This is a genomic window from Streptomyces sp. NPDC099050 (assembly GCF_044759865.1).
In the GTDB taxonomy this organism is placed as follows: Bacteria; Actinomycetota; Actinomycetes; order Streptomycetales; family Streptomycetaceae; genus Streptomyces.
Genome location: NZ_JBIWAE010000013.1, coordinates 115729 through 131800, shown reverse-complemented (window position 1 = coordinate 131800; position 16072 = coordinate 115729). Strand labels below are relative to the sequence as shown.

Here is a 16072-nt window from a genome sequence, read left to right as displayed (position 1 = left end):
CACGGTCTCCTTGCGGTGCGAGAGGATCGGTCCAGCTGGCCAGCCGCCCTTCTCGCGGCTGGCCAGCCATGTCACGGGGTGGGGCGGGCCGATCGCTGCCGGCCGATGACCCGCAGGACATCAGCTCGGCGTTGCGCCTGGGACCGCATGTCCGTCAGCCCTGAGTCGCCGTAGGCACCGGTGCGGACGTACAGCTGGCGTTCTCCCTGGGTGGCGTTCCTGATCCACTGGTCGCAGGCCCTGTTCATGGCTCCGACGCCGGTGGCCCGGTTCACTGGCTGTCCTCCCAGGCGGTCACGGCCGCCTGCATTTCGGCGTGCCGGCTCCAGCGGAGGTGCGCGTCGGTCGGGACGGGGCCTTCCGAGAGCAGCTGCCTGACGATCTCGACGACGCCGGTCGGGCTCGCCCAGAGGGGCAGTGCGGGCACAGACTGCGGCTCTTCGTTGCCGCCACCGCTACGCCGGCGGGCGAACTGCCACGCCTCGGCGGGGTGCTCCCAGAGGAGGATCATGCCGCGGTCGGCGATACGGCCGGATGCGGCGGGGTGGCCTCCGTCCCAGGTGAGGAGGGCGTTGAGCATCTCGCCTTCGCCGTAGGGGTTGCCGTCAAGGTCGGACTGCCACCATCCGGTCGGTTCGAGGCCGGCAGCGGTGAGCGCGTCGATGACGGCGGTGATGTACGGGTCGTGCGGCTGATCGGTCATGTGGTCCTCCGGTGGTTTCGGGCGCGAGTTGTCTGGGCGGGCAGGTCAGGCGGCGGGTGTGGCGTCGTGTCCGTCGGCGGGGTGTGTGTGGTGGGCCCACCAGCCGCCGGTCGGGCAGTCGATCCACTCGGCGCGGCCCTGGCAGTGGTGGCAGGTGATGTCGGGCCGGGGGTCGGCTGGGGCGTATTCGGTGTCGAGCATCAGGTGGCCTTTCGGGGGCGTCGTGTGCGGTTGATGGCGGTCTCGAGGTCGGCGCGGTGTCGGGCGGCGGAGACGGGGCTGGTGCGGGGGATGTACCGGCGGGTGGCGGGTCGGGGGCCGCCGAAGCTGCCGTCGGGCCACTCCTCGGCGAGGAGGCGTTCGAGCTCGAGGGCGGTCACATCGCCTCCAGCGTCAGGTTCGACAGCCGACGGGCCGCCGCCTCGCAGTACGCCTCATTCGCTTCGATGCCTATCGCGCGGCGGCCCGACTGGCGGGCCGCATCGAGGGTGCTGCCGGAGCCGGCGAACGGGTCGACGACGAGGCCGCCTGGCGGGCAGGCGTAGCGGATCAGCGGGTCAAGGAGGCCAACGATCGGCTTCTCCGTCGGATGGACGGCCCCGTGGTGCATGGACCGGGCCTTGAGGACCGACTTCAAGAGCCGGGTTCCGTCGTCGGTCCAGCTGGTGTGTGACCGGTACTGGCCGAGGTGGGGCGAGCGGACGTCGGGGCTTGCTCCGACCCGGCTACGGGGGTCTACGCCGGTTGTGGCGCGCTGGGCTTCGTGGTGGATGTCGGACCACTTGCCGCGGTACCAGTGGGTGGCGATCTCGTGGACGCGGCGGAACCTGTCGGCGGCGCGGCTGCTCCCGTTGTGCTTCTCCCAGACGACGTCCTGGCTGAGCTTCCAGCCGTCGAAGTCGCCGCGCTGGTCGAGGAACATCCGCATCGACCCGAAGCACCACATCGACGACGCGACCGTGGCGGCAATGGCGGGCCAGGCCGCGGGCCACCGGTCCCAGGCGAGAGACGTCTCACCGTAGGGAGGATCGGTGCAGACGAGGTCGGCCTGCAGCCCGAGGGCGGGGAGAACCTCCCGCATGTCGCCGTGGAACAGCTGGACCTGCTCGTCGGCGTAGTACGGCTTCATGCTGCGTCTCCGTTGGCTTCGGTGTACCGGGCGGTGTGGACGGGGCTGCTGTCGGGTCGCAGCACGCCGTCGTCGTGGCAGGGGGTGCCGGGTGTCACCTGGCAGGTGGTGCAGACGGCGGTGGCTATGGCGTGGGCGGCCAACCTGGCGGGGCAGGGGGCGGTCTTGGTGTGGCGGCCGGAGATGGTGGTGCAGCGGGCTTTCTCGGCGGCGCCGCAGTGGGGGCAGCGGATGTCGTAGGCGGGGTGCCGGGCGACACGGCGGAGGCCGGCGGGCATCGGCGCGGAACGGGTCCTGTCGGTCATGCGGCACCTCGTCGGCTCGGGCCGTCCATGCCGATGACGGTGGTCATCTGCCGGAGCCGGTCGGTGATCCGTGCGCCGAGGGTGGTGGTGAGGTCAGGTCCCTGCCGCACGCCCTTGTCATCCCGGGAGTCCGCCTCAAGGTTGCTGGTGATGATCGTCGGGAGGCTCTCGTTGTAGCGCTCGTTCAGCAGCCGATAGGTGGCTTCCTCCGTGAACTCGGTGATCTTCTCGGTGCCGAGGTCGTCGATCAGGAGCAGCGGGATTCGCTTCAGCCGCTTCACCTCGTACTCGGTGCCGCGCTCACTGCCGCCGGGCCGGAGCAGGGCGTACATGTCGGGGGCGGTGACGGCGATGAACTCGTACTTCTCGGGCCCGGCATCAGCGATGAGGCGGAGTGCCCCGTAGGCCTCGTGGGTTTTGCCGGTACCGAACGAGCCGGTGAGAAGCAGGAAGCCCGCGGTGCGCGGGTCAGTGGCGACGCGGTGGGCCCACTGCTGGACGCCGGGGTTGCTGCTGACGGCCTGCTGGTAGCGGTACGGGGTGGCGGCCTGCCAGCGCTTCAACGCCCATTCGGCGCGGCGCTGGCGGTGGAACTCCGGGTCGCCGGGTTCGCCGGTCGGCGTGTTGTCCACAGGTCCTCCTTCGACTGGGGGCAGGCCGCGGGCTGCGAGGACGGCCTGTACGCGGCTGAGGGCGCGGTCGCCTCCGACGCGGATTGGGTCTTCCAGGTGCTCTCTCACGATCCGAATCCCTTGTGGTAGTTGGCTTTCGGGTTGGGCTGGAACGGCTGGTGCTTCTGGCCGCCGCGGACGACATGGAGGCTGGGCTGGCCGGCAGGTGAGGGCTCGTCGTCGTAGCAGCCCTTGTTCAGCCACGTGGCGGGGTGCTTCGTGAACTGGGGGTCCTGGTCGCGGCGCTCTCGGGCGTAGGCCTGGGCGCCGGTCACCATCACGGCGGGGTCGGCTCCGCGCTCAATGGCGGCGATCCAGGCCTTCTTGGCTTCTTCGCGGGCCTTCTTGAGCGGGTAGTTGCTCCAGAAGGCGCCGAAGGCCTCGAGGTGATGGTTCTGCTGGCTGGCTGAGCTCGAGGCGGCGGGAGGAGAGATATATGTCTTTGGTTGAACTGACGGTTGTTGATGGTTAGGGCGGCGTTGAGTGCGTGACGGCGAGGCGTTAAGTGCGTGACGGCTAGGCGCAGAGTCCGTGACATCGCCTGTCACGGACTTTGAGTGCGTGACAGTCACGCCTTTTCCGTCCGTGACGGTCACGGACTCTGCGTCCGTGACATCTTTCGAGCGGGACCTGCGCTTGCGCTCCGCAGCGGCAGCGCGGAACTCGTCTTCCTCGCGCTCGAGCTCCTTCCAGTCCGTTGCCGGCCGCACCAGTTCCATGGCCAGCTGCCAGCGAGTCCGGCCGTCGACCGATCCGTCCTTTCGGATCAGTCCAGCCTTCTCGAGACGGCGGAACGCACGCTGCACCGTCGTCCGGTCGTAGCCGCTGCGGTACTGGACCCGGAGGACCGACGGGTGGGAGTTCGAACCGTCGGAGCGTGCGTGCTCGGCGAGCACCTGGAGGACGTGCCGTGCCGTCGTGTCCGGCTTGCCCTTCTCGGTGCGGGGCATGGGCGCGTCATCCATAGCCCAGTTCATGGCCTCGGTGCTCACGGGTCTCTTCTCTCGGGAGGGCGGCGACGCATCTGCTGGCGATGTCTGCGGGCAGCCCTCATGGAGGCTTCGGTGGGGCCGTGTTGCGGCCTCCGGTGCTCTCTGATTCTACCCCAGGGTGTATAGTCACCCGCAATACATGAGAGACACGCGAGAGGTGGACGCAGTGACTAGTCAGTGCACGGTCAGCTACGCTGGCGATATGACTACGAAGGGGACGCCCGGCCGCATGGTCCGCATCGACGACGAGATGTGGGCCGCCTACGGCGAGCTGTGCACCGAGGAGGGCACGTCCCGCGCTGACGACATCCGCCGGCACGTGCACGCTCGGGTCAAGGCGTGGCGCACTGCTCAGCGCAAGGCTGCTGCGTCGTCCTGACTCCATAGCTCCTCCTCTCCTCAAGCCCCGCGTTCACCGCGGGGCTTTGTCGTGTGCGGGTGGTGGGCTAGGCCGCGGCGGCGGCGCGGTGGTAGCCGTAGGCGTGCTGGAGGGCGTCCTTGGTGACGCCGAGCCGGTCCGCTGCCTGCTGCCTGGTGTGGCCGAGGCGTTCCAGCTCGAGGCCGTTCTCGGCGAGGACCACATAGCGGGGTGGCTCGTTTACGGCCGGCGTGAAGTCCGGGTTGTCGTAGTCGTCGTCGTCCCAGTAGGCGGTGCCTGCCCAGCCGTTGCGGGCGGCGCGTTTCCGGGCTGCCGTGATGGCTCCTCGGTTGCCGTGCGGTTCGGCCCCCTGGAGGTCGTGGCACAGGTGGCGGACGGAGGCGGCGGTAAAGAGCCGGACGATGTCGCCGCCCTGGCCTCGCAGGAAGTACGAGACGTATCCCTGGCCGGTACCGAGCAGCTGCTCGAGTTCTCTTGCGGGCCAGCCGTCGGCGGTGAGGGCCTGGAGGCGGCGGTCCGTTCCCAGGCGGGGCACGAAGGCGCCGTTGCGGGTGGGTTCACCCGCGTTGTCGGGGACGGGGACGGCGAGGATCCGGGCCGCCGTGTAGTACCGGATGGGCTTGCCGGTCCGGATGATGAAGTTGAGGCGGCCGGACTTGAGGCCAGCGGCGGCATCGATTTCCCGGTCGGTCATGCCTGCGGCTCGGAGCGCCCAGATCCGGGCGATGGCCGGGCCGGGTGCGACGTAGGAGCTGCGGCCGATGCTGCGGAGGTACTCCCACTTCTTGGCTTCGGCGGTGGCCGCGTCAGTGCAGGGGCGGCAGACGCAGCCGCGGCGGTAGCGGCGTGCGTCGCCGTGGTCGGGGAGCGGTCCGGGCTGGCGTACTCGGGGGGCGGTCGCGGTGGTCACTGGTCTTCCTCCGTTCGGCGGGTCTGGTGGGGGATGGTGGGGAACTCGGCGGCGATGATCTGGGTGAAGGTCAGGTCGAAGGCCTGCTGTTCGACGAGGTCGCGTGCTGCCTTGGCCTTCGCGCGGTCGCGGCGGACGGCGTCCTCGTCGCGGGGTGCGCGGGCGGCCTGCTTGGCGGTGGCCTGGAAGCGGCGGTCGGGGCGGCGCTTGTGCCAGGCGTCCCAGCCGTAGGTGGCGATGAGGTACAGGCCGACCGCGGTGGCGATGCAGGCGCCGACGGTCTCCCAGGGGCTCATGCGACGCGTCCTTCGAGGAGGGCGCGGCTGCCGCGCCACCGCTGCACACAGGACCTGTCGAGGGTCTTGCCGTAGCCCGCGCAGCGGGTTATCCCGTCACGGTGGAGGCTGGCGGCCAGCCGGCCGGGGTCGTGGGCGGGGTCCGGGGCGAGCGGGAGGCTGGGGTCGCGGAGTATGTGCCAGAACAGGAACGGCTTGTCAGTCTTGGCGGCCTTGATCAGGGCGGGCCGTACTGCGTCGACCCAGGAGTCGTAGTCGTCGGCGCGCTGGCGGGCGCGGCTGGTCGGGATGGTGCCGTCGAGGGCGGGCTGCACAGCGGTCATGACTGCTCCTCGGTGTGGGACTCTGGGGGTGGGCCTCCCCGATTGCCGCGGGGAGGCCCGAGTGCTGCTAGAACGGCGGGGTGTCGTCCCACGGGTTGGGGGTGTCGACGGTCTTGCGGGCGATGGGGGATTTCCAGGCGCTCGCGGCGTCGCGCTCGTGGAAGGTCTCGAGGTGGAGGTCGACTTCGCTGCGGATGCTGAGGCCCGCCTCGTCGAGGCCGCGGGCGAAGCGCAGGAGTCGGCGGTGTTCGTCGTCGTCGCTGCGGAGCAGGGCCTCTGCGACGTAGGTGGAGACGAGCTGCCTGTAGGCGGCGAGGCCGGCGCGGTAGGCGGTCAGGTCGAGGGTGGCGTTCTCGGGGTAGTCGTTCACGCGGCACCGCCGGGCTGTGCGGCCTCGGGCCAGTCGACGGAGTCCGTGACGACGTCCTCGTCCCAGGTGCCGTCGTTGCCGCCGCTTGTGTCTTGGCTGACCGTGTACGCGGCTTCAGTGCTGGCCACCGGCTGGGCCGGGGTCGGCGCGGTCAGCGCGGCAACGCTGAGCGGGGCGCGTGCCGGAACGATTTCGCCGCTGATGTAGCCGTCGATCTCTTCCGCCGCGTAGGGCAGGCCGTGGAGGGCGTCGGAGGCGACCAGCCGGCAGAGTTCGCCCGTGGCTCGGGCGATGAGCATGGTCTTGGGCTGCTTCTTCCACTGGTCCTTGCCGAGGAGCCCGAGGCGCTCGGCGCGGGCGATGTTCCACTCGACGTACTGCCAGGCTTCGGCGCCCTTCCGGCGGCCTCGCATCTTGCAGTAGGTGTCGGTGGACTCGACGAGTTCGATCTCGTGGCCCTGGCCCTGGAGGATGGCGCGCATGGCATGGGCTCGGAGAGCGGGCTGCCCTTGGATGACGTCGATGGACTTGAGGGAGGCCATCGGCTTCAGCCCGAGTTCCTGGCCGGCGAGGATCGCGGCGGTGATCTCGTCGGGCTTGCCGCGGAACGGGCCGGCGAAGTTGGTGGCTGCGAGGGACTGGGCGACGAGGTTGGCCTGGCGGGCGTCCTCGACCCACTTCATGAGCTCGCTGGGCTCGTCGGGCTGGCGGGGCGCGAGCTGGTTGCGGGGCTCGGCGACGGCGAGTTCGGTCACTTGAGGTACTCCTCGGTCTGACGCAGGACGTCCCAGCTGGGCATGGAGATGGTGGGGATTTCGGTGACCGTGCCGGTCCAGTCGGGCCACACGCCGGTGGTGGTGCAGTCGGCGTAGATGCGGAGGGCCCGGTCGTTGCGGGCGCGGCCGATGTCCCGGTCCTGGGGGTTGAGCTCCCGCACGGTGATCAGGTACGGCGCCTGCTTGGATTGGAAGACGAAGAGGAAGCGGGTGCCCTCGTCGGCTGGCATGGCGGCGTCGATGCCGTCGGTGTAGAGGGCGTCTTGCTGGTGGTAGGCGCGGTCTCGGATGGCTCGGGAGATCGCGTCGGGGCTGGCGTCGGCGCAGGTCTTGTAGTCGACGCACAGGTTCATCGGGCCGAGGAGCTTCAGCCAGTCGGGGCGGACCCTGCAGCGGACGCCGGTCGCCGGATTGGTGAAGAAGATCGACCGCTCGGCGATCCCGGTACCGGGGGCGAAGAGGCCGCCGGCTATGGGGTGCTGGCGGATTGCCGCGGCCATCGCTTGGACCATCTCGTGGTCCTTGGTGAGGAGCGGCACCTTGCCCTCGTCGTAGGCCAGGTCCCGCAGCTCACGGGCCGCGGTCTTCTTCCAGTCGGGGAAGTCGATGACCTCAAGCTCCGGACCCTCCCCGAGAACGAGTAGGTGCGCTGCGTGTCCGAGGTCGAACTCGCGCTTCGGGGCCTGTGGGTGGTCGAGGTCGTACTTGAACTGGGCAGGGCAACCCGGGTTGAGGAGTTTCCGGAGGCCGGTCGAGGAGACCGAGGTGCGGTCGGCGTGGTAGTCGTCGGCGCTCATGCCGTCCCGGATCTCCGGGGCGAGGAGCGTGGCGGCGGTCACTGCTCGCCGTTCTGTGCGTCCCAGCAGTCTTCGCACAGGGGGCCGTCGGGGGTGCGGACGAAGGGTCCGCCCTCGTCTCGGCAGCTGTCGTTGATGCACTGGATGCGGGCCATTGCGGGCCTTTCAGGGTGTGGCGGGCCGCGGGCGGGCGGTGGTCGCCCGTCCGCGGCTGTGGTTGGGGGTGGGTCAGGAAGGCAGGATGCTGATCGGCCCGAACTCGGCGATCACTTCGGCGAGCGTGTAGTCCTCGTCGATGTCGCCGAGCCTCATCAGGGGCTCGCCATCCCGATCACGGCCGGTGTACTTCCACGGGTCGCCTTCGAAATCGGTCCACTCGGAACCGAGGTCGTAGGGAAGGCCCTCCACGAAGGCGATCTGCCGCAGGCTGCTCTGCCAGATGTCGATCAGCTTGTCGCGGGTCAGGTGGCCGTTGTCGACGGGCATCTGCAGGCCGGCGAAGTCCTCGTTGTCGCCCATGAGAACGAAGGGAGCCTTGGGTGCGGACTGCCAGACGTGGAGGATCTCGTCGGCGTCCTTCCATCGGGCCAGGTAGCGGGATGTCAGGCCCGTCAGCGGTACGGGCTGCAGCTCCTCTTCCAGGTACTTGCGGAGGATCTTGCGCCAGTCCGGGAGGGCGCCGATTCCGGAGCTGGCGGCGATGGCCAGCACGTTGGTGCCGGTGGACAGAGTGAGGGCGAGGTCATCGCCAGCAGTCCCCGGAGTGAGGGTGACTACGTAGCCGGTTGCCCTCTTCAGCCAGGCTTCGACTGTGGGCAGGTCGCTGCCCCGGATCGCGGTCTTCCAGGATCCTTCGTCGACGACGGATTTCCTGGCGATGCCCATCGTGAAGCGGTCGGTAGCGACGGCGTACAACCATCCATGGCGCGCCTCGATGTGGACGGCGTTGATGGCGGGGAGGGTGTCTTCGCTGCCCACGTGGGGGGCAACTTGGGCGAGCATTCGGCGGAGGTAGTCGGCGGTCAGGCTGGTACTCACAGTTGCACTCCTGGGATGCTTGGGGTGCGCCCCTGCCGAATTCACCTCGGCGGGGGCGTCCTGCGTGTGGTTGGTGGCCGGGCTCGGGGGCCGGTGTCATCCGCCGGCCCGGCAGTTTCAGAGAGCCGGGCGGTGGACCGGCTTGACGGGCACGTACACGCCGCGCTCAAAGCGGAGGAGCCTCAGCTGCACCAGCCGGTTGAGCTGCTTCTGGCAGAAGCTGAGCTGCCGGACGTGATCAGGTGCGTCCTTCATGACCATTGCCGCCTCGGATAGGCACCACGTGCCGTCTCCCATGAAGGAAGGAACTTCGGTCAGGACCGCGTGCCGCAGGCGTTCGAAGGCGTTCCATTCGTCGGCCATCACGGCCTGCCAGGGATGTAGCTCGGGCTGGTGCCGGCGAGCGGCGAAAGGTGCAGCGGCAGGACCGGGATGGGCTGCGTCTCCGTGACCGCCGGGTGCTGGCCGAGGTCGGAGACCGCGGTGGCGTTGGCCTTGAAAGCGCGGAGCTCAAGGAGTTCGGCGGTCTGTTCGCGCAGCTGTCGCGTGGTCTCGGCCGCGGTCTCCTCGATGCCGGAGAGGCGGTTGACCTTCGCGTTCGCCGCGTCCCAGCCGGCCACTGCTACGGCCAGTCGGCGGGACAGGTCGCAGATCAGGATCAGCAGCGGCACCAGCTGGGACCGCAACCGCAGCACCTCGTCTACCGCGCGGCGCTTCCCCGTGGGGTGGGCTATCGCCGCTATCGCGGTGGCGACGCTCACCTGGGGGCTCCCGGCTGGTCGTCGTCGAGGGTGGGCTCGGCCGCGATGAGCTCGGCGATCTGCTTGTCGCGCTCGACGAGCACGGCCCGCAGGTCGTCGATGGCCTTCCCGTCGGCCTCCAGCTTGACGCGGGCCTCGGTCAGCTCGGCCACCAGCCAGGGGACGTCTTCGCGGGCTGCGGCAATGAAGGCCGCGTCCGGCTGGTTGGCGTTGCCCAGGTATCCGAGGTTGGCGTCGAGCACGAAGTCGTCGCTAACGACCCGGCGAGTGAGGGTCGGCTGGTGCGCCTCAACGGTCCAAGGCCCCTTGCTGGCGGCGTGAACGCGGGCGGTGATCTCGGCGAGGCGGGGGTCAGCGTCCATCGAAGGCCACCGCCTTCGCCGGCTTGCAGAGCTGGCAGTTGGCCGTGATGTCGACGGACTCCCGGTAGTAGGCGAACGTGACGAGCTTCAACGTGAAGCCCTTCCTGATCTCCCGGTCCCGGTCCCGCTTCAGCGGCGTCAGCTCCCGATGGGCCTGGTCCTCAGTCGCGAAGACCTCGTCGTCGCCCCAGTCGGCTTCCATCACGCTGCACGCGCAGCCACAAGGCCTGTAGTGGACCCAGACGCACTTCGCGAGCGGCAGGGTTTGGTCTTCGATCTGGACGAGGAGAGTGCTCACGGGTTCCCCCTAGAGATGCGGTGCCCGAGGGCGAGGAGCAGGAGGCCGGTGACGGCCAGAGCGGTACCGCCTGCGCGAGTCACGACCAGCCCGAGGATGTCCATCAGCAGGTCACGGTCGGCGTCCCCCTGGGCGCGGCGGGCCACGTAGGCGGCAGCGTCACGCTGCTCGGCCTCGCGGGCGACGGCCTCCTGCGGGGGCATCGCCATGACCTCGATGCGGTCGTTCATCGGATGCGAGTTCACGATCGGCTCCCGATCCGCGCGTCCCATGCGTCAAGGGACTCGGTCAGGTTCAGGCGGACGGACTCCTCGAAGTCCGGGTCCCGGGCGATGAGGCCGAGGCCTCGCAGCAGCGCGGGGGCGACGAGCACGGCGGGCGGGTCAGACAGCAGGACCGACACCACGGTCTCGGTACGTGCCATCACGACGCCCGCAGGAACGATGGGACCGGCACGTCGTAGCGGTGCAGCTCACCCGAAGCGACGTCGTACTCACACGCCATGTCGAACCACTGGTCGGGGAACGCCAGCCGAAGCGCCCCCACGACGATCTGGTGGCCGCCCTTCGGCGTCGGCAGTTCACGCCCCAGGCCATCCAGCAGCAGCGCCACCCGGGCCATACGCGGCCCGCCATCGACGTCCCACATCACCGGGGTGATCCGCACCCGGTACACCCGGTCACCCATCAGAGCGACCAGCGCCCGGCGGACCTTGGTACGGGCGGGCTTGTTGGCCTTGGCCATCAGCGGGCCAGCCGCCGCCTTCAGGAGCGTCACTGGGTGCCTCCGAGCTGCAGGTAGGAGCCGTAGACGGCGCCCGGGAAGGGGATCGAGTCGGCGTCGAGGTCGTACATCTGGTGCCACTGCTCGGCCAGTTCGCCGGCGCGCTGACGGTCGGCGGCCTCACGCTTCAGGCGGAGCATCTGCTGCAGGTCCGCATCCAGCTGGGCCAGCGGGACGTCCAGGCGGGCGATGTCAGGCGTCGGCGCGGTCATCGGGTACCGCCCTGGGCGAGCCGGTACAGGGCCGATACGGCGTCGGACACGCCCTCGTTGTACGGGCTGCGCGGGGCCGTGATGTCCTGCGGCTCGTACTCCGCGTCGGCAGCCTCGATGGCCTCGGCCAGCACCTCGGCGCGCTTCAGGGCGTCATACCGGGCGAGCAGGTCTTCGGGCGTCTCGTCGCCGATCGAGCCGGACTCGGCGATCCGCAGACCGGCCAGGATGTCGGCGCGGATTGCGGCGGCGGTGTTGGTGGGAGCCGGATCACCGGCGATGATGTGGGACATCGGGGTCCTCTTCTCTTCTGCATTCAGGTGCAGTGAGGGATGGGGCTTCGGGAGGCCCTGACTTGCCGGTTTCTGCCAGGTCACCGGCGGTCAGTGGCCGCATGCCGCAGTCAGGCGGCGGAGGCGAGAGACTTGCGATCCGTGCGGCCCTGGCCGTGGAGCCAGGCGTCAAGCACGATCAGTTCGTAGGCGAGCTTGCGGCCCACGGTGTGCGGCTCCGGCCCGTAGCCGTTCTGGCGCCACTTGTAGAGCGTCGTCAGGGCTACGCCGATGTAGCGGGCCGCTTCGGCGGACCAGAGGCTCCCCTCCGGCGGGGCGACGTACTTACGAGGGCGGTACTTCACGGGGTTCTCCTCCATGAGGATTCGCTTGCGTGGACGGATCGTCCTGTTCTGGGGATGGAGAGGGTGCAAAAAGGACCAGCAGGGCCACTCCGACGGCCCCCGAGATGGCGTGCGCGTCGTCCATGGATGCGGTCTTCTGGCGACCCGAGAGGAGTCCCTCTATGACCCCCTTGCCGCACCCGCCCGCCTGAGCGAGGGTGCGGACCGAGAGAGGCACTCCGGATCCGGGATGTTCCATGACCCACTTGAGGATGCTGCGGTCGCGAAGGGCGTAGCGGCGGCTCAATGGATCTCCAGTGAGATGGAGTTGCTTTGACTGAGATGAGCTAACCACACACAGGACAGGTTGTCCACAAAACAGGACGGCTGGATGTGCAGTATCTGCAAAGGTCAGGTATGGATACCCTTGGTCTGTAGACGATTCGTCTGCGATCCGGGATGGTTGTACGGCCTGACCTGCGACTTCTCTGGTTGAATCGGGCAGCAATGGAGACAGACCACGTGAACGCGGATCGAAAGGACGCCGAGATGACGGTGCCGGCGACGGTTCCAGAGTCAGGTACCTCTGCCTACGGGGCACTCTCCCGCCTGATCCAGGACGCCTTGGACGAAGGCTTCTCGTACCAGCAGATCGCCGACCGCAGCGTCGACCCGGTCACCCGCGCCACCATCTCCAAGCAGTACCTCAACAAGCTGGTGAAGACTCCCCCAGCCAACCCGCCGTCTGCAGCACAGCTTCAGGCCATCGCCGTCGGCATCCGTCGTTCCGAGCGGCGGGTCAAAGAGGCAGCCGCTCAGCAGTGGCTCGGCTATGAGGCCACCGAGCTGTCCGGATACGACGAAGAGGTCCGCATCATCGTCGGGCACCTTGCGGGCAAGTCGAAGGCGGAGCTGCGCCAGTGGCGCGCGATGATCGAGGCCGCGGAGCGCTCACAGCGCGAGGACTAAGTGGACGCCTTTAGCAACTACCTACTGAGCCGTAAAGACTATTTGCGGTCATCCGACCCGAACTGATTGTGGCCGGTCCGACTCAGTCGTAAAGTCTTCACCCACCGTGCACAACTGATCGCACCAGCCCCAGTTGTGCTGACTCGGGGAGGGCACATGCTGCGCGCCATCTACGAACTGGACGACTTGGAGCCTGGTCAGGTCGTGGATCTCCGCGAGAAGCGGGGCACGGTCGTTATACGGATCGACCGGAACGCCAGGCTGGAAGACGTTATCGCCGCCCTGAACCCCGTGGCGGAGGAGTTCTTCGCCGGCGGCGCATGGTTCCAGGTCTGGAAGGGGGAGATCGTCACTATCGATTCGCCCCAGGACCCGCGAGACGGAGGAACCGTTGCCCGGCTACATCGAGGACCGCTGGTACACGAAGCGCCCCGACCCCAAGACAGGGGAGAAACGGCAAACAGACCGTCACGGGCAGGGTAAGCGGTACCGAGTCGCCGGTATCCCCGGCGTCAGGGACCGGAGCTTCGAGCGGCTGACTGGGCCTGAAGGCGCGAATGCTTGGCTGGCCAAGGCGCAGCACCAGTCCGCTGCAGGTGAGTTCGTAGACCCGCGCCGGGGCGCCATCCTCCTCGAGAAGTACATCGTCGATGAGTGGTGGCCCGGTCAGGTCTACGAGGACCCTGGAACCCGGCGGACGGTCAAGGGGCGGGTCTGGAACCACGTCATCCCTCACCTGGGCTCCCTGCCCCTGAACTCGGTGAAGACTCCCCAGCTGCGGACGTTGCTCGCGAAGCTCAAAACCACCCTCGGTCCGGGCACCATCGCCGAGGTGTGGGGGTACCTCTCGTCCATCCTTCAGTCAGCCGTGGATGACGAGCGGATCACCAAGAACTACTGCCGGTCGCAGTCCACTGTGCGTCCGCCCGCACGCCCGGAGAGCAAGCCGCGGTCCTGGGACAAGGACACGGTGCTGGCCGTCCGGAAGGGTCTTCCGGACCGGTTCGCGGCCATGCTGGACATTGGTGTCGGGGCCGGCCTGCGGCAGGGCGAGGTGTTCGGGCTGGCCGTTGAGGACGTCGACGCGAAGGCCGGGGTCATTCACGTTCGCCGCCAGGTCAAGAAGATCGGCTCCAAGCTCGTGTTCGCGCTTCCGAAGAACCGGAAGACGCGGACCGTGCCGATCCCGCCGTACCTCGCCAGGGCAGTGCGGGAGCATTCGGCCCAGTTCCCGCCGCGGTCCGTAACGCTTCCCTGGGGAGATCCGGAAGCGGGCGAGACCGAGAAGGAGCTCAAGGATCGGGCGCCTCAGACGTTCAATTTGATCTTTACCGGAGCGATGGGCGGGGCGGTCCGGCGCGACTCCTGGGATACCCGCGCATGGAAGCCGGCGCTCGTAGCCGCCGGCCTGATTCCCGAGCCGAAGAGGACGAAGCAGCCGATCAAGAGCAGGCCGAAGGTAAACCGAACGGTGATCAAATACGCGGAGAGCCGTGAGCACGGATTCCACGCCCTGCGGCACACCTTTACGTCGGTGCAGCTCGACGCCCGCGAGCCGATCGTGGCAGTCTCAAAGTGGCTGGGCCACAAGGACGCGTCGATCACACTCAAGATCTACGCCCACATGATGCCCGAGGCTGACGGCCGGGGAAGGTCCGCGATGGAAGCCTGGTTCACCACCGCGTAAAAGATCTCCCCAGACGCCCCCCAGTCCCCGTGTGGGCGATGATCGAAGGCCCCTGGCATCCAGAGCCGGGGGCCTCTCGTTTGGCCCTACAAGACACCCACAGAGCGGAGTGCAGCGATCTGACCTGCGCTCGGCCGGATCGGACCGTAGAGGTAGCAGACGCCTCCGGTGCCGGAGACGACCTTGCCGGCCGCGTTGTACCGCTTGGTCCGCAGCCAGTTGTTCTCGAATTGCCGGCGCCGGTAGACGCGGCGCACGGCGGTGTTGTCGGCCGAGTTCGGGTCGTTGGCGATCACGTCGCCCGAGGCGGTGAAGCCGATGACGGTCATCAGGTGGCCGGCCGTGCCGTAGCCCGCGCCCGTGAGCTCCTCGGCCGTGAAGGACTGGGAGGTGATGACCGGGACGCCGGCCCGGACCAGGGTCTCCACGTCGGTCAGGGAGCCGAGGCGGGTGACGACTCCCGCGAGCTGCCGGTAGGTGGCGGCGTAAGCGGCGTTGAAGGGCCAGTTTCCGCAGCCCTTGTACGCCGCGTCGTAGGTGGACCGGGCGGCGTGGCAGACCTGCGGGTCCGCGTAGTCCTTCCTGACCCAGGCCAAGGAGGTGGCGCTGGCCCTGCGGCCCCAGAACTCGATGATCATCTGTGAGGAGGTGGGGCTGCACCAGGCCTCGCCGCCGTTGTCGTACTCCGGGTACTGGCCGGCGTGCGTCTCCTGCGAGTACCTCGGCACCTTCAGCTCGTGGGCCCCGCCGGAGGCGGCGGTGGCCGGGACCGAGAACCGGTCCGGGACGTCCGAGGCCATGGCTCCGGCCAGCCACACCGTGGGGCCGCGGCTCGCGCCGGGCTTGCGGTACAGGGTCAGGCGCAGCCGCCAGTCCTTGATCCGCAGGCCGCTCGCGGGGGCGTCCACGGCGAGGGTGTCGGTCCAGACGGTGGACTTGCCGTCGGTCTGTCCGTCCACGGAGGTGCGCCGGATGTCCCCGTCGCCGGCGGCCCAGCGGCCCATCACGTACCAGGGGGTGGCGGCGCCGTCGGTGTAGGTGCCGCGCAGCTCGATCTGGATCCAGGTGCCGGCCGGGGTGCGGGCGTTCCAGGAGGCGATGGCCTCGGTGGCGGGCACGGTGGAGGTGTGGACCGGGGAGGTCCAGGTGGCGTACTCCCAGGTGCTCTTCTTGCCGGTGTGCGGGTCGGCGTACTCCCTGCGGCCCGCCGGGGTCTTGATCTCCAGGCCGGGGCGGGCGCCGCCGATGGCGGTGGTGCCCTGGTGGAGGCCGGCGGTCCAGTGGGCGTACGAGTACCAGAAGCGGTTGTCCACCGTCTTGCGGGCGGCTCCGGCGGCGACCCCTTCCGGGGCCGGGGCCTGGGCGGCCGGAGTGCCCGGGGTGTCCTGCCCCGGCCCCCCGGGGGCGGGCTTCGGCTCCGCCGCGGAGGCTCGGCCGCCGGGGACGGTGGCCGCGGTGGCGGCCGCGAGGACCACGGCCAGCAGGGCGCGGCGGGGTGTGGGTGCGGTCATCGGCGTGGCCCCCAGGGGTCGGTGCGGCGGGTCGGCTCCCGCCCACCCTTCCAGTTCCCGCCCACGGGACCGTGAAGCCGGGCCGCCGTGTCGGGGTGACAGGACCCGGCCCCCTCTCCCCCGTCCCGGGGGGGCGGCCCTGCGGGGCCGTCCCTCCTTCGGGGGCGGAGGTCATACGGTGGGG

29 protein-coding genes are annotated in these 16072 nt (G+C 69.2%); 3 read left to right on the top strand and 26 right to left on the bottom strand.

The window, feature by feature from the left end; translation table 11 throughout:
- Positions 1–71 precede the first annotated feature (71 nt).
- From ACIQV3_RS22490 to ACIQV3_RS22455, 8 genes are all read right to left on the bottom strand, one after another.
- On the bottom strand, positions 72–275 hold the full coding sequence (locus ACIQV3_RS22490) for a hypothetical protein (protein ID WP_403714373.1): 204 nt from the start codon (positions 273–275) through the stop codon (positions 72–74).
- Positions 272–703 carry a hypothetical protein gene (locus ACIQV3_RS22485; protein WP_403714371.1) on the bottom strand — a complete coding sequence of 144 codons (432 nt, stop codon included), beginning with the start codon at positions 701–703 and terminating at the stop codon, positions 272–274. The genes ACIQV3_RS22490 and ACIQV3_RS22485 overlap by 4 nt, the downstream gene beginning before the upstream one ends.
- A 45-nt stretch (positions 704–748) precedes the next feature.
- Positions 749–904 carry a hypothetical protein gene (locus ACIQV3_RS22480; RefSeq protein ID WP_403714369.1) on the bottom strand — a complete coding sequence of 52 codons (156 nt, stop codon included), beginning with the start codon at positions 902–904 and terminating at the stop codon, positions 749–751.
- Positions 904–1083, bottom strand: coding sequence for a hypothetical protein (locus ACIQV3_RS22475; RefSeq protein ID WP_403714366.1), 180 nt, complete (start codon positions 1081–1083; stop codon positions 904–906). Before ACIQV3_RS22475 ends, ACIQV3_RS22480 begins: the two co-directional genes overlap by 1 nt.
- Entirely contained in the window at positions 1080–1832 is a 753-nt protein-coding gene (locus ACIQV3_RS22470; protein WP_403714364.1) for a DNA-methyltransferase, read from the bottom strand. The genes ACIQV3_RS22475 and ACIQV3_RS22470 overlap by 4 nt, the downstream gene beginning before the upstream one ends.
- On the bottom strand, positions 1829–2137 hold the full coding sequence (locus tag ACIQV3_RS22465; protein ID WP_403714363.1) for a hypothetical protein: 309 nt from the start codon (positions 2135–2137) through the stop codon (positions 1829–1831). Before ACIQV3_RS22465 ends, ACIQV3_RS22470 begins: the two co-directional genes overlap by 4 nt.
- Entirely contained in the window at positions 2134–2769 is a 636-nt protein-coding gene (locus ACIQV3_RS22460) for an ATP-binding protein (RefSeq protein WP_403714361.1), read from the bottom strand. Before ACIQV3_RS22460 ends, ACIQV3_RS22465 begins: the two co-directional genes overlap by 4 nt.
- Positions 2770–2873: 104 nt before the next feature.
- Positions 2874–3800 carry a helix-turn-helix domain-containing protein gene (locus ACIQV3_RS22455; RefSeq protein WP_403714359.1) on the bottom strand — a complete coding sequence of 309 codons (927 nt, stop codon included), beginning with the start codon at positions 3798–3800 and terminating at the stop codon, positions 2874–2876.
- A gap of 202 nt (positions 3801–4002) precedes the next feature.
- Here ACIQV3_RS22455 and ACIQV3_RS22450 point away from each other — a divergent pair, with 202 nt between their 5' ends.
- Positions 4003–4179 (top strand): hypothetical protein, encoded by a 177-nt coding sequence (locus ACIQV3_RS22450; RefSeq protein ID WP_403714357.1) that lies wholly within the window; start codon positions 4003–4005, stop codon positions 4177–4179.
- A gap of 67 nt (positions 4180–4246) precedes the next feature.
- Here ACIQV3_RS22450 and ACIQV3_RS22445 read toward each other — a convergent pair whose 3' ends face one another.
- From ACIQV3_RS22445 to ACIQV3_RS22365, 17 genes are all read right to left on the bottom strand, one after another.
- Positions 4247–5089: a hypothetical protein gene (locus tag ACIQV3_RS22445; RefSeq protein WP_403714355.1), complete on the bottom strand. Its 843-nt coding sequence runs from the start codon at positions 5087–5089 to the stop codon at positions 4247–4249.
- Positions 5086–5385: a hypothetical protein gene (locus tag ACIQV3_RS22440; RefSeq protein ID WP_403714353.1), complete on the bottom strand. Its 300-nt coding sequence runs from the start codon at positions 5383–5385 to the stop codon at positions 5086–5088. The genes ACIQV3_RS22445 and ACIQV3_RS22440 overlap by 4 nt, the downstream gene beginning before the upstream one ends.
- On the bottom strand, positions 5382–5708 hold the full coding sequence (locus tag ACIQV3_RS22435; protein ID WP_403714351.1) for a hypothetical protein: 327 nt from the start codon (positions 5706–5708) through the stop codon (positions 5382–5384). The genes ACIQV3_RS22440 and ACIQV3_RS22435 overlap by 4 nt, the downstream gene beginning before the upstream one ends.
- Before the next feature lie 67 nt (positions 5709–5775).
- A complete protein-coding gene (locus ACIQV3_RS22430) occupies positions 5776–6078 on the bottom strand; it encodes a hypothetical protein (RefSeq protein WP_403714349.1) in 303 nt (100 codons plus the stop codon).
- Positions 6075–6833 carry a hypothetical protein gene (locus ACIQV3_RS22425; RefSeq protein ID WP_403714347.1) on the bottom strand — a complete coding sequence of 253 codons (759 nt, stop codon included), beginning with the start codon at positions 6831–6833 and terminating at the stop codon, positions 6075–6077. The genes ACIQV3_RS22430 and ACIQV3_RS22425 overlap by 4 nt, the downstream gene beginning before the upstream one ends.
- On the bottom strand, positions 6830–7693 hold the full coding sequence (locus tag ACIQV3_RS22420; protein WP_403714345.1) for a PD-(D/E)XK nuclease-like domain-containing protein: 864 nt from the start codon (positions 7691–7693) through the stop codon (positions 6830–6832). The genes ACIQV3_RS22425 and ACIQV3_RS22420 overlap by 4 nt, the downstream gene beginning before the upstream one ends.
- A 186-nt stretch (positions 7694–7879) precedes the next feature.
- The gene (locus tag ACIQV3_RS22415) at positions 7880–8689 is read right to left on the bottom strand and encodes a phiSA1p31-related protein (protein WP_403714343.1); all 810 of its coding nucleotides are present in this window, start codon (positions 8687–8689) and stop codon (positions 7880–7882) included.
- A gap of 117 nt (positions 8690–8806) precedes the next feature.
- Complete coding sequence (locus tag ACIQV3_RS22410) at positions 8807–9052, bottom strand: hypothetical protein (RefSeq protein WP_403714341.1); 246 nt, start codon at positions 9050–9052, stop codon at positions 8807–8809.
- A complete protein-coding gene (locus ACIQV3_RS22405; protein ID WP_403714340.1) occupies positions 9052–9450 on the bottom strand; it encodes a hypothetical protein in 399 nt (132 codons plus the stop codon). The genes ACIQV3_RS22410 and ACIQV3_RS22405 overlap by 1 nt, the downstream gene beginning before the upstream one ends.
- Entirely contained in the window at positions 9447–9812 is a 366-nt protein-coding gene (locus ACIQV3_RS22400) for a hypothetical protein (protein WP_403714338.1), read from the bottom strand. Before ACIQV3_RS22400 ends, ACIQV3_RS22405 begins: the two co-directional genes overlap by 4 nt.
- Positions 9802–10110, bottom strand: coding sequence for a hypothetical protein (locus tag ACIQV3_RS22395; protein WP_403714336.1), 309 nt, complete (start codon positions 10108–10110; stop codon positions 9802–9804). The genes ACIQV3_RS22400 and ACIQV3_RS22395 overlap by 11 nt, the downstream gene beginning before the upstream one ends.
- Positions 10107–10355: a hypothetical protein gene (locus tag ACIQV3_RS22390; RefSeq protein ID WP_403714334.1), complete on the bottom strand. Its 249-nt coding sequence runs from the start codon at positions 10353–10355 to the stop codon at positions 10107–10109. The genes ACIQV3_RS22395 and ACIQV3_RS22390 overlap by 4 nt, the downstream gene beginning before the upstream one ends.
- The gene (locus ACIQV3_RS22385) at positions 10352–10534 is read right to left on the bottom strand and encodes a hypothetical protein (protein ID WP_403714332.1); all 183 of its coding nucleotides are present in this window, start codon (positions 10532–10534) and stop codon (positions 10352–10354) included. The genes ACIQV3_RS22390 and ACIQV3_RS22385 overlap by 4 nt, the downstream gene beginning before the upstream one ends.
- Positions 10534–10887: a hypothetical protein gene (locus tag ACIQV3_RS22380; protein WP_403714330.1), complete on the bottom strand. Its 354-nt coding sequence runs from the start codon at positions 10885–10887 to the stop codon at positions 10534–10536. The genes ACIQV3_RS22385 and ACIQV3_RS22380 overlap by 1 nt, the downstream gene beginning before the upstream one ends.
- Positions 10884–11105, bottom strand: a complete 222-nt coding sequence (locus tag ACIQV3_RS22375; protein WP_403714328.1) for a hypothetical protein — start codon at positions 11103–11105, stop codon at positions 10884–10886. The genes ACIQV3_RS22380 and ACIQV3_RS22375 overlap by 4 nt, the downstream gene beginning before the upstream one ends.
- Complete coding sequence (locus ACIQV3_RS22370) at positions 11102–11398, bottom strand: hypothetical protein (protein ID WP_403714326.1); 297 nt, start codon at positions 11396–11398, stop codon at positions 11102–11104. The genes ACIQV3_RS22375 and ACIQV3_RS22370 overlap by 4 nt, the downstream gene beginning before the upstream one ends.
- A 110-nt stretch (positions 11399–11508) precedes the next feature.
- Positions 11509–11742 carry a helix-turn-helix transcriptional regulator gene (locus ACIQV3_RS22365; RefSeq protein ID WP_403714325.1) on the bottom strand — a complete coding sequence of 78 codons (234 nt, stop codon included), beginning with the start codon at positions 11740–11742 and terminating at the stop codon, positions 11509–11511.
- A gap of 501 nt (positions 11743–12243) precedes the next feature.
- Between ACIQV3_RS22365 and ACIQV3_RS22360 the strand changes: the two genes are divergently transcribed.
- Together ACIQV3_RS22360 and xerC are read left to right on the top strand one after the other, a co-directional pair.
- Entirely contained in the window at positions 12244–12690 is a 447-nt protein-coding gene (locus tag ACIQV3_RS22360; protein ID WP_403714323.1) for a hypothetical protein, read from the top strand.
- Positions 12691–13081: 391 nt separating this feature from the next.
- Entirely contained in the window at positions 13082–14377 is a 1296-nt protein-coding gene (xerC, locus tag ACIQV3_RS22355; protein ID WP_403714321.1) for a tyrosine recombinase XerC, read from the top strand.
- Positions 14378–14463: 86 nt separating this feature from the next.
- Here xerC and ACIQV3_RS22350 read toward each other — a convergent pair whose 3' ends face one another.
- A complete protein-coding gene (locus tag ACIQV3_RS22350) occupies positions 14464–15888 on the bottom strand; it encodes a peptidase C39 family protein (RefSeq protein ID WP_403714319.1) in 1425 nt (474 codons plus the stop codon).
- Between the last annotated feature and the right edge of the window lie 184 nt (positions 15889–16072).

Bases quoted from the DNA above. Each gene is read 5' to 3' on its own strand.
- ACIQV3_RS22485 (WP_403714371.1), bottom strand. From the start codon at position 703: ATGACCGATCAGCCGCACGACCCGTACATCACCGCCGTCATCGACGCG.
- ACIQV3_RS22480 (WP_403714369.1), bottom strand. From the start codon at position 904: ATGCTCGACACCGAATACGCCCCAGCCGACCCCCGGCCCGACATCACC.
- ACIQV3_RS22470 (WP_403714364.1), bottom strand. From the start codon at position 1,832: ATGAAGCCGTACTACGCCGACGAGCAGGTCCAGCTGTTCCACGGCGAC.
- ACIQV3_RS22465 (WP_403714363.1), bottom strand. From the start codon at position 2,137: ATGACCGACAGGACCCGTTCCGCGCCGATGCCCGCCGGCCTCCGCCGT.
- ACIQV3_RS22450 (WP_403714357.1), top strand. From the start codon at position 4,003: ATGACTACGAAGGGGACGCCCGGCCGCATGGTCCGCATCGACGACGAG.
- ACIQV3_RS22440 (WP_403714353.1), bottom strand. From the start codon at position 5,385: ATGAGCCCCTGGGAGACCGTCGGCGCCTGCATCGCCACCGCGGTCGGC.
- ACIQV3_RS22435 (WP_403714351.1), bottom strand. From the start codon at position 5,708: ATGACCGCTGTGCAGCCCGCCCTCGACGGCACCATCCCGACCAGCCGC.
- ACIQV3_RS22410 (WP_403714341.1), bottom strand. From the start codon at position 9,052: ATGGCCGACGAATGGAACGCCTTCGAACGCCTGCGGCACGCGGTCCTG.
- ACIQV3_RS22400 (WP_403714338.1), bottom strand. From the start codon at position 9,812: ATGGACGCTGACCCCCGCCTCGCCGAGATCACCGCCCGCGTTCACGCC.
- ACIQV3_RS22385 (WP_403714332.1), bottom strand. From the start codon at position 10,534: ATGGCACGTACCGAGACCGTGGTGTCGGTCCTGCTGTCTGACCCGCCC.
- ACIQV3_RS22375 (WP_403714328.1), bottom strand. From the start codon at position 11,105: ATGACCGCGCCGACGCCTGACATCGCCCGCCTGGACGTCCCGCTGGCC.
- ACIQV3_RS22370 (WP_403714326.1), bottom strand. From the start codon at position 11,398: ATGTCCCACATCATCGCCGGTGATCCGGCTCCCACCAACACCGCCGCC.
- ACIQV3_RS22350 (WP_403714319.1), bottom strand. From the start codon at position 15,888: ATGACCGCACCCACACCCCGCCGCGCCCTGCTGGCCGTGGTCCTCGCG.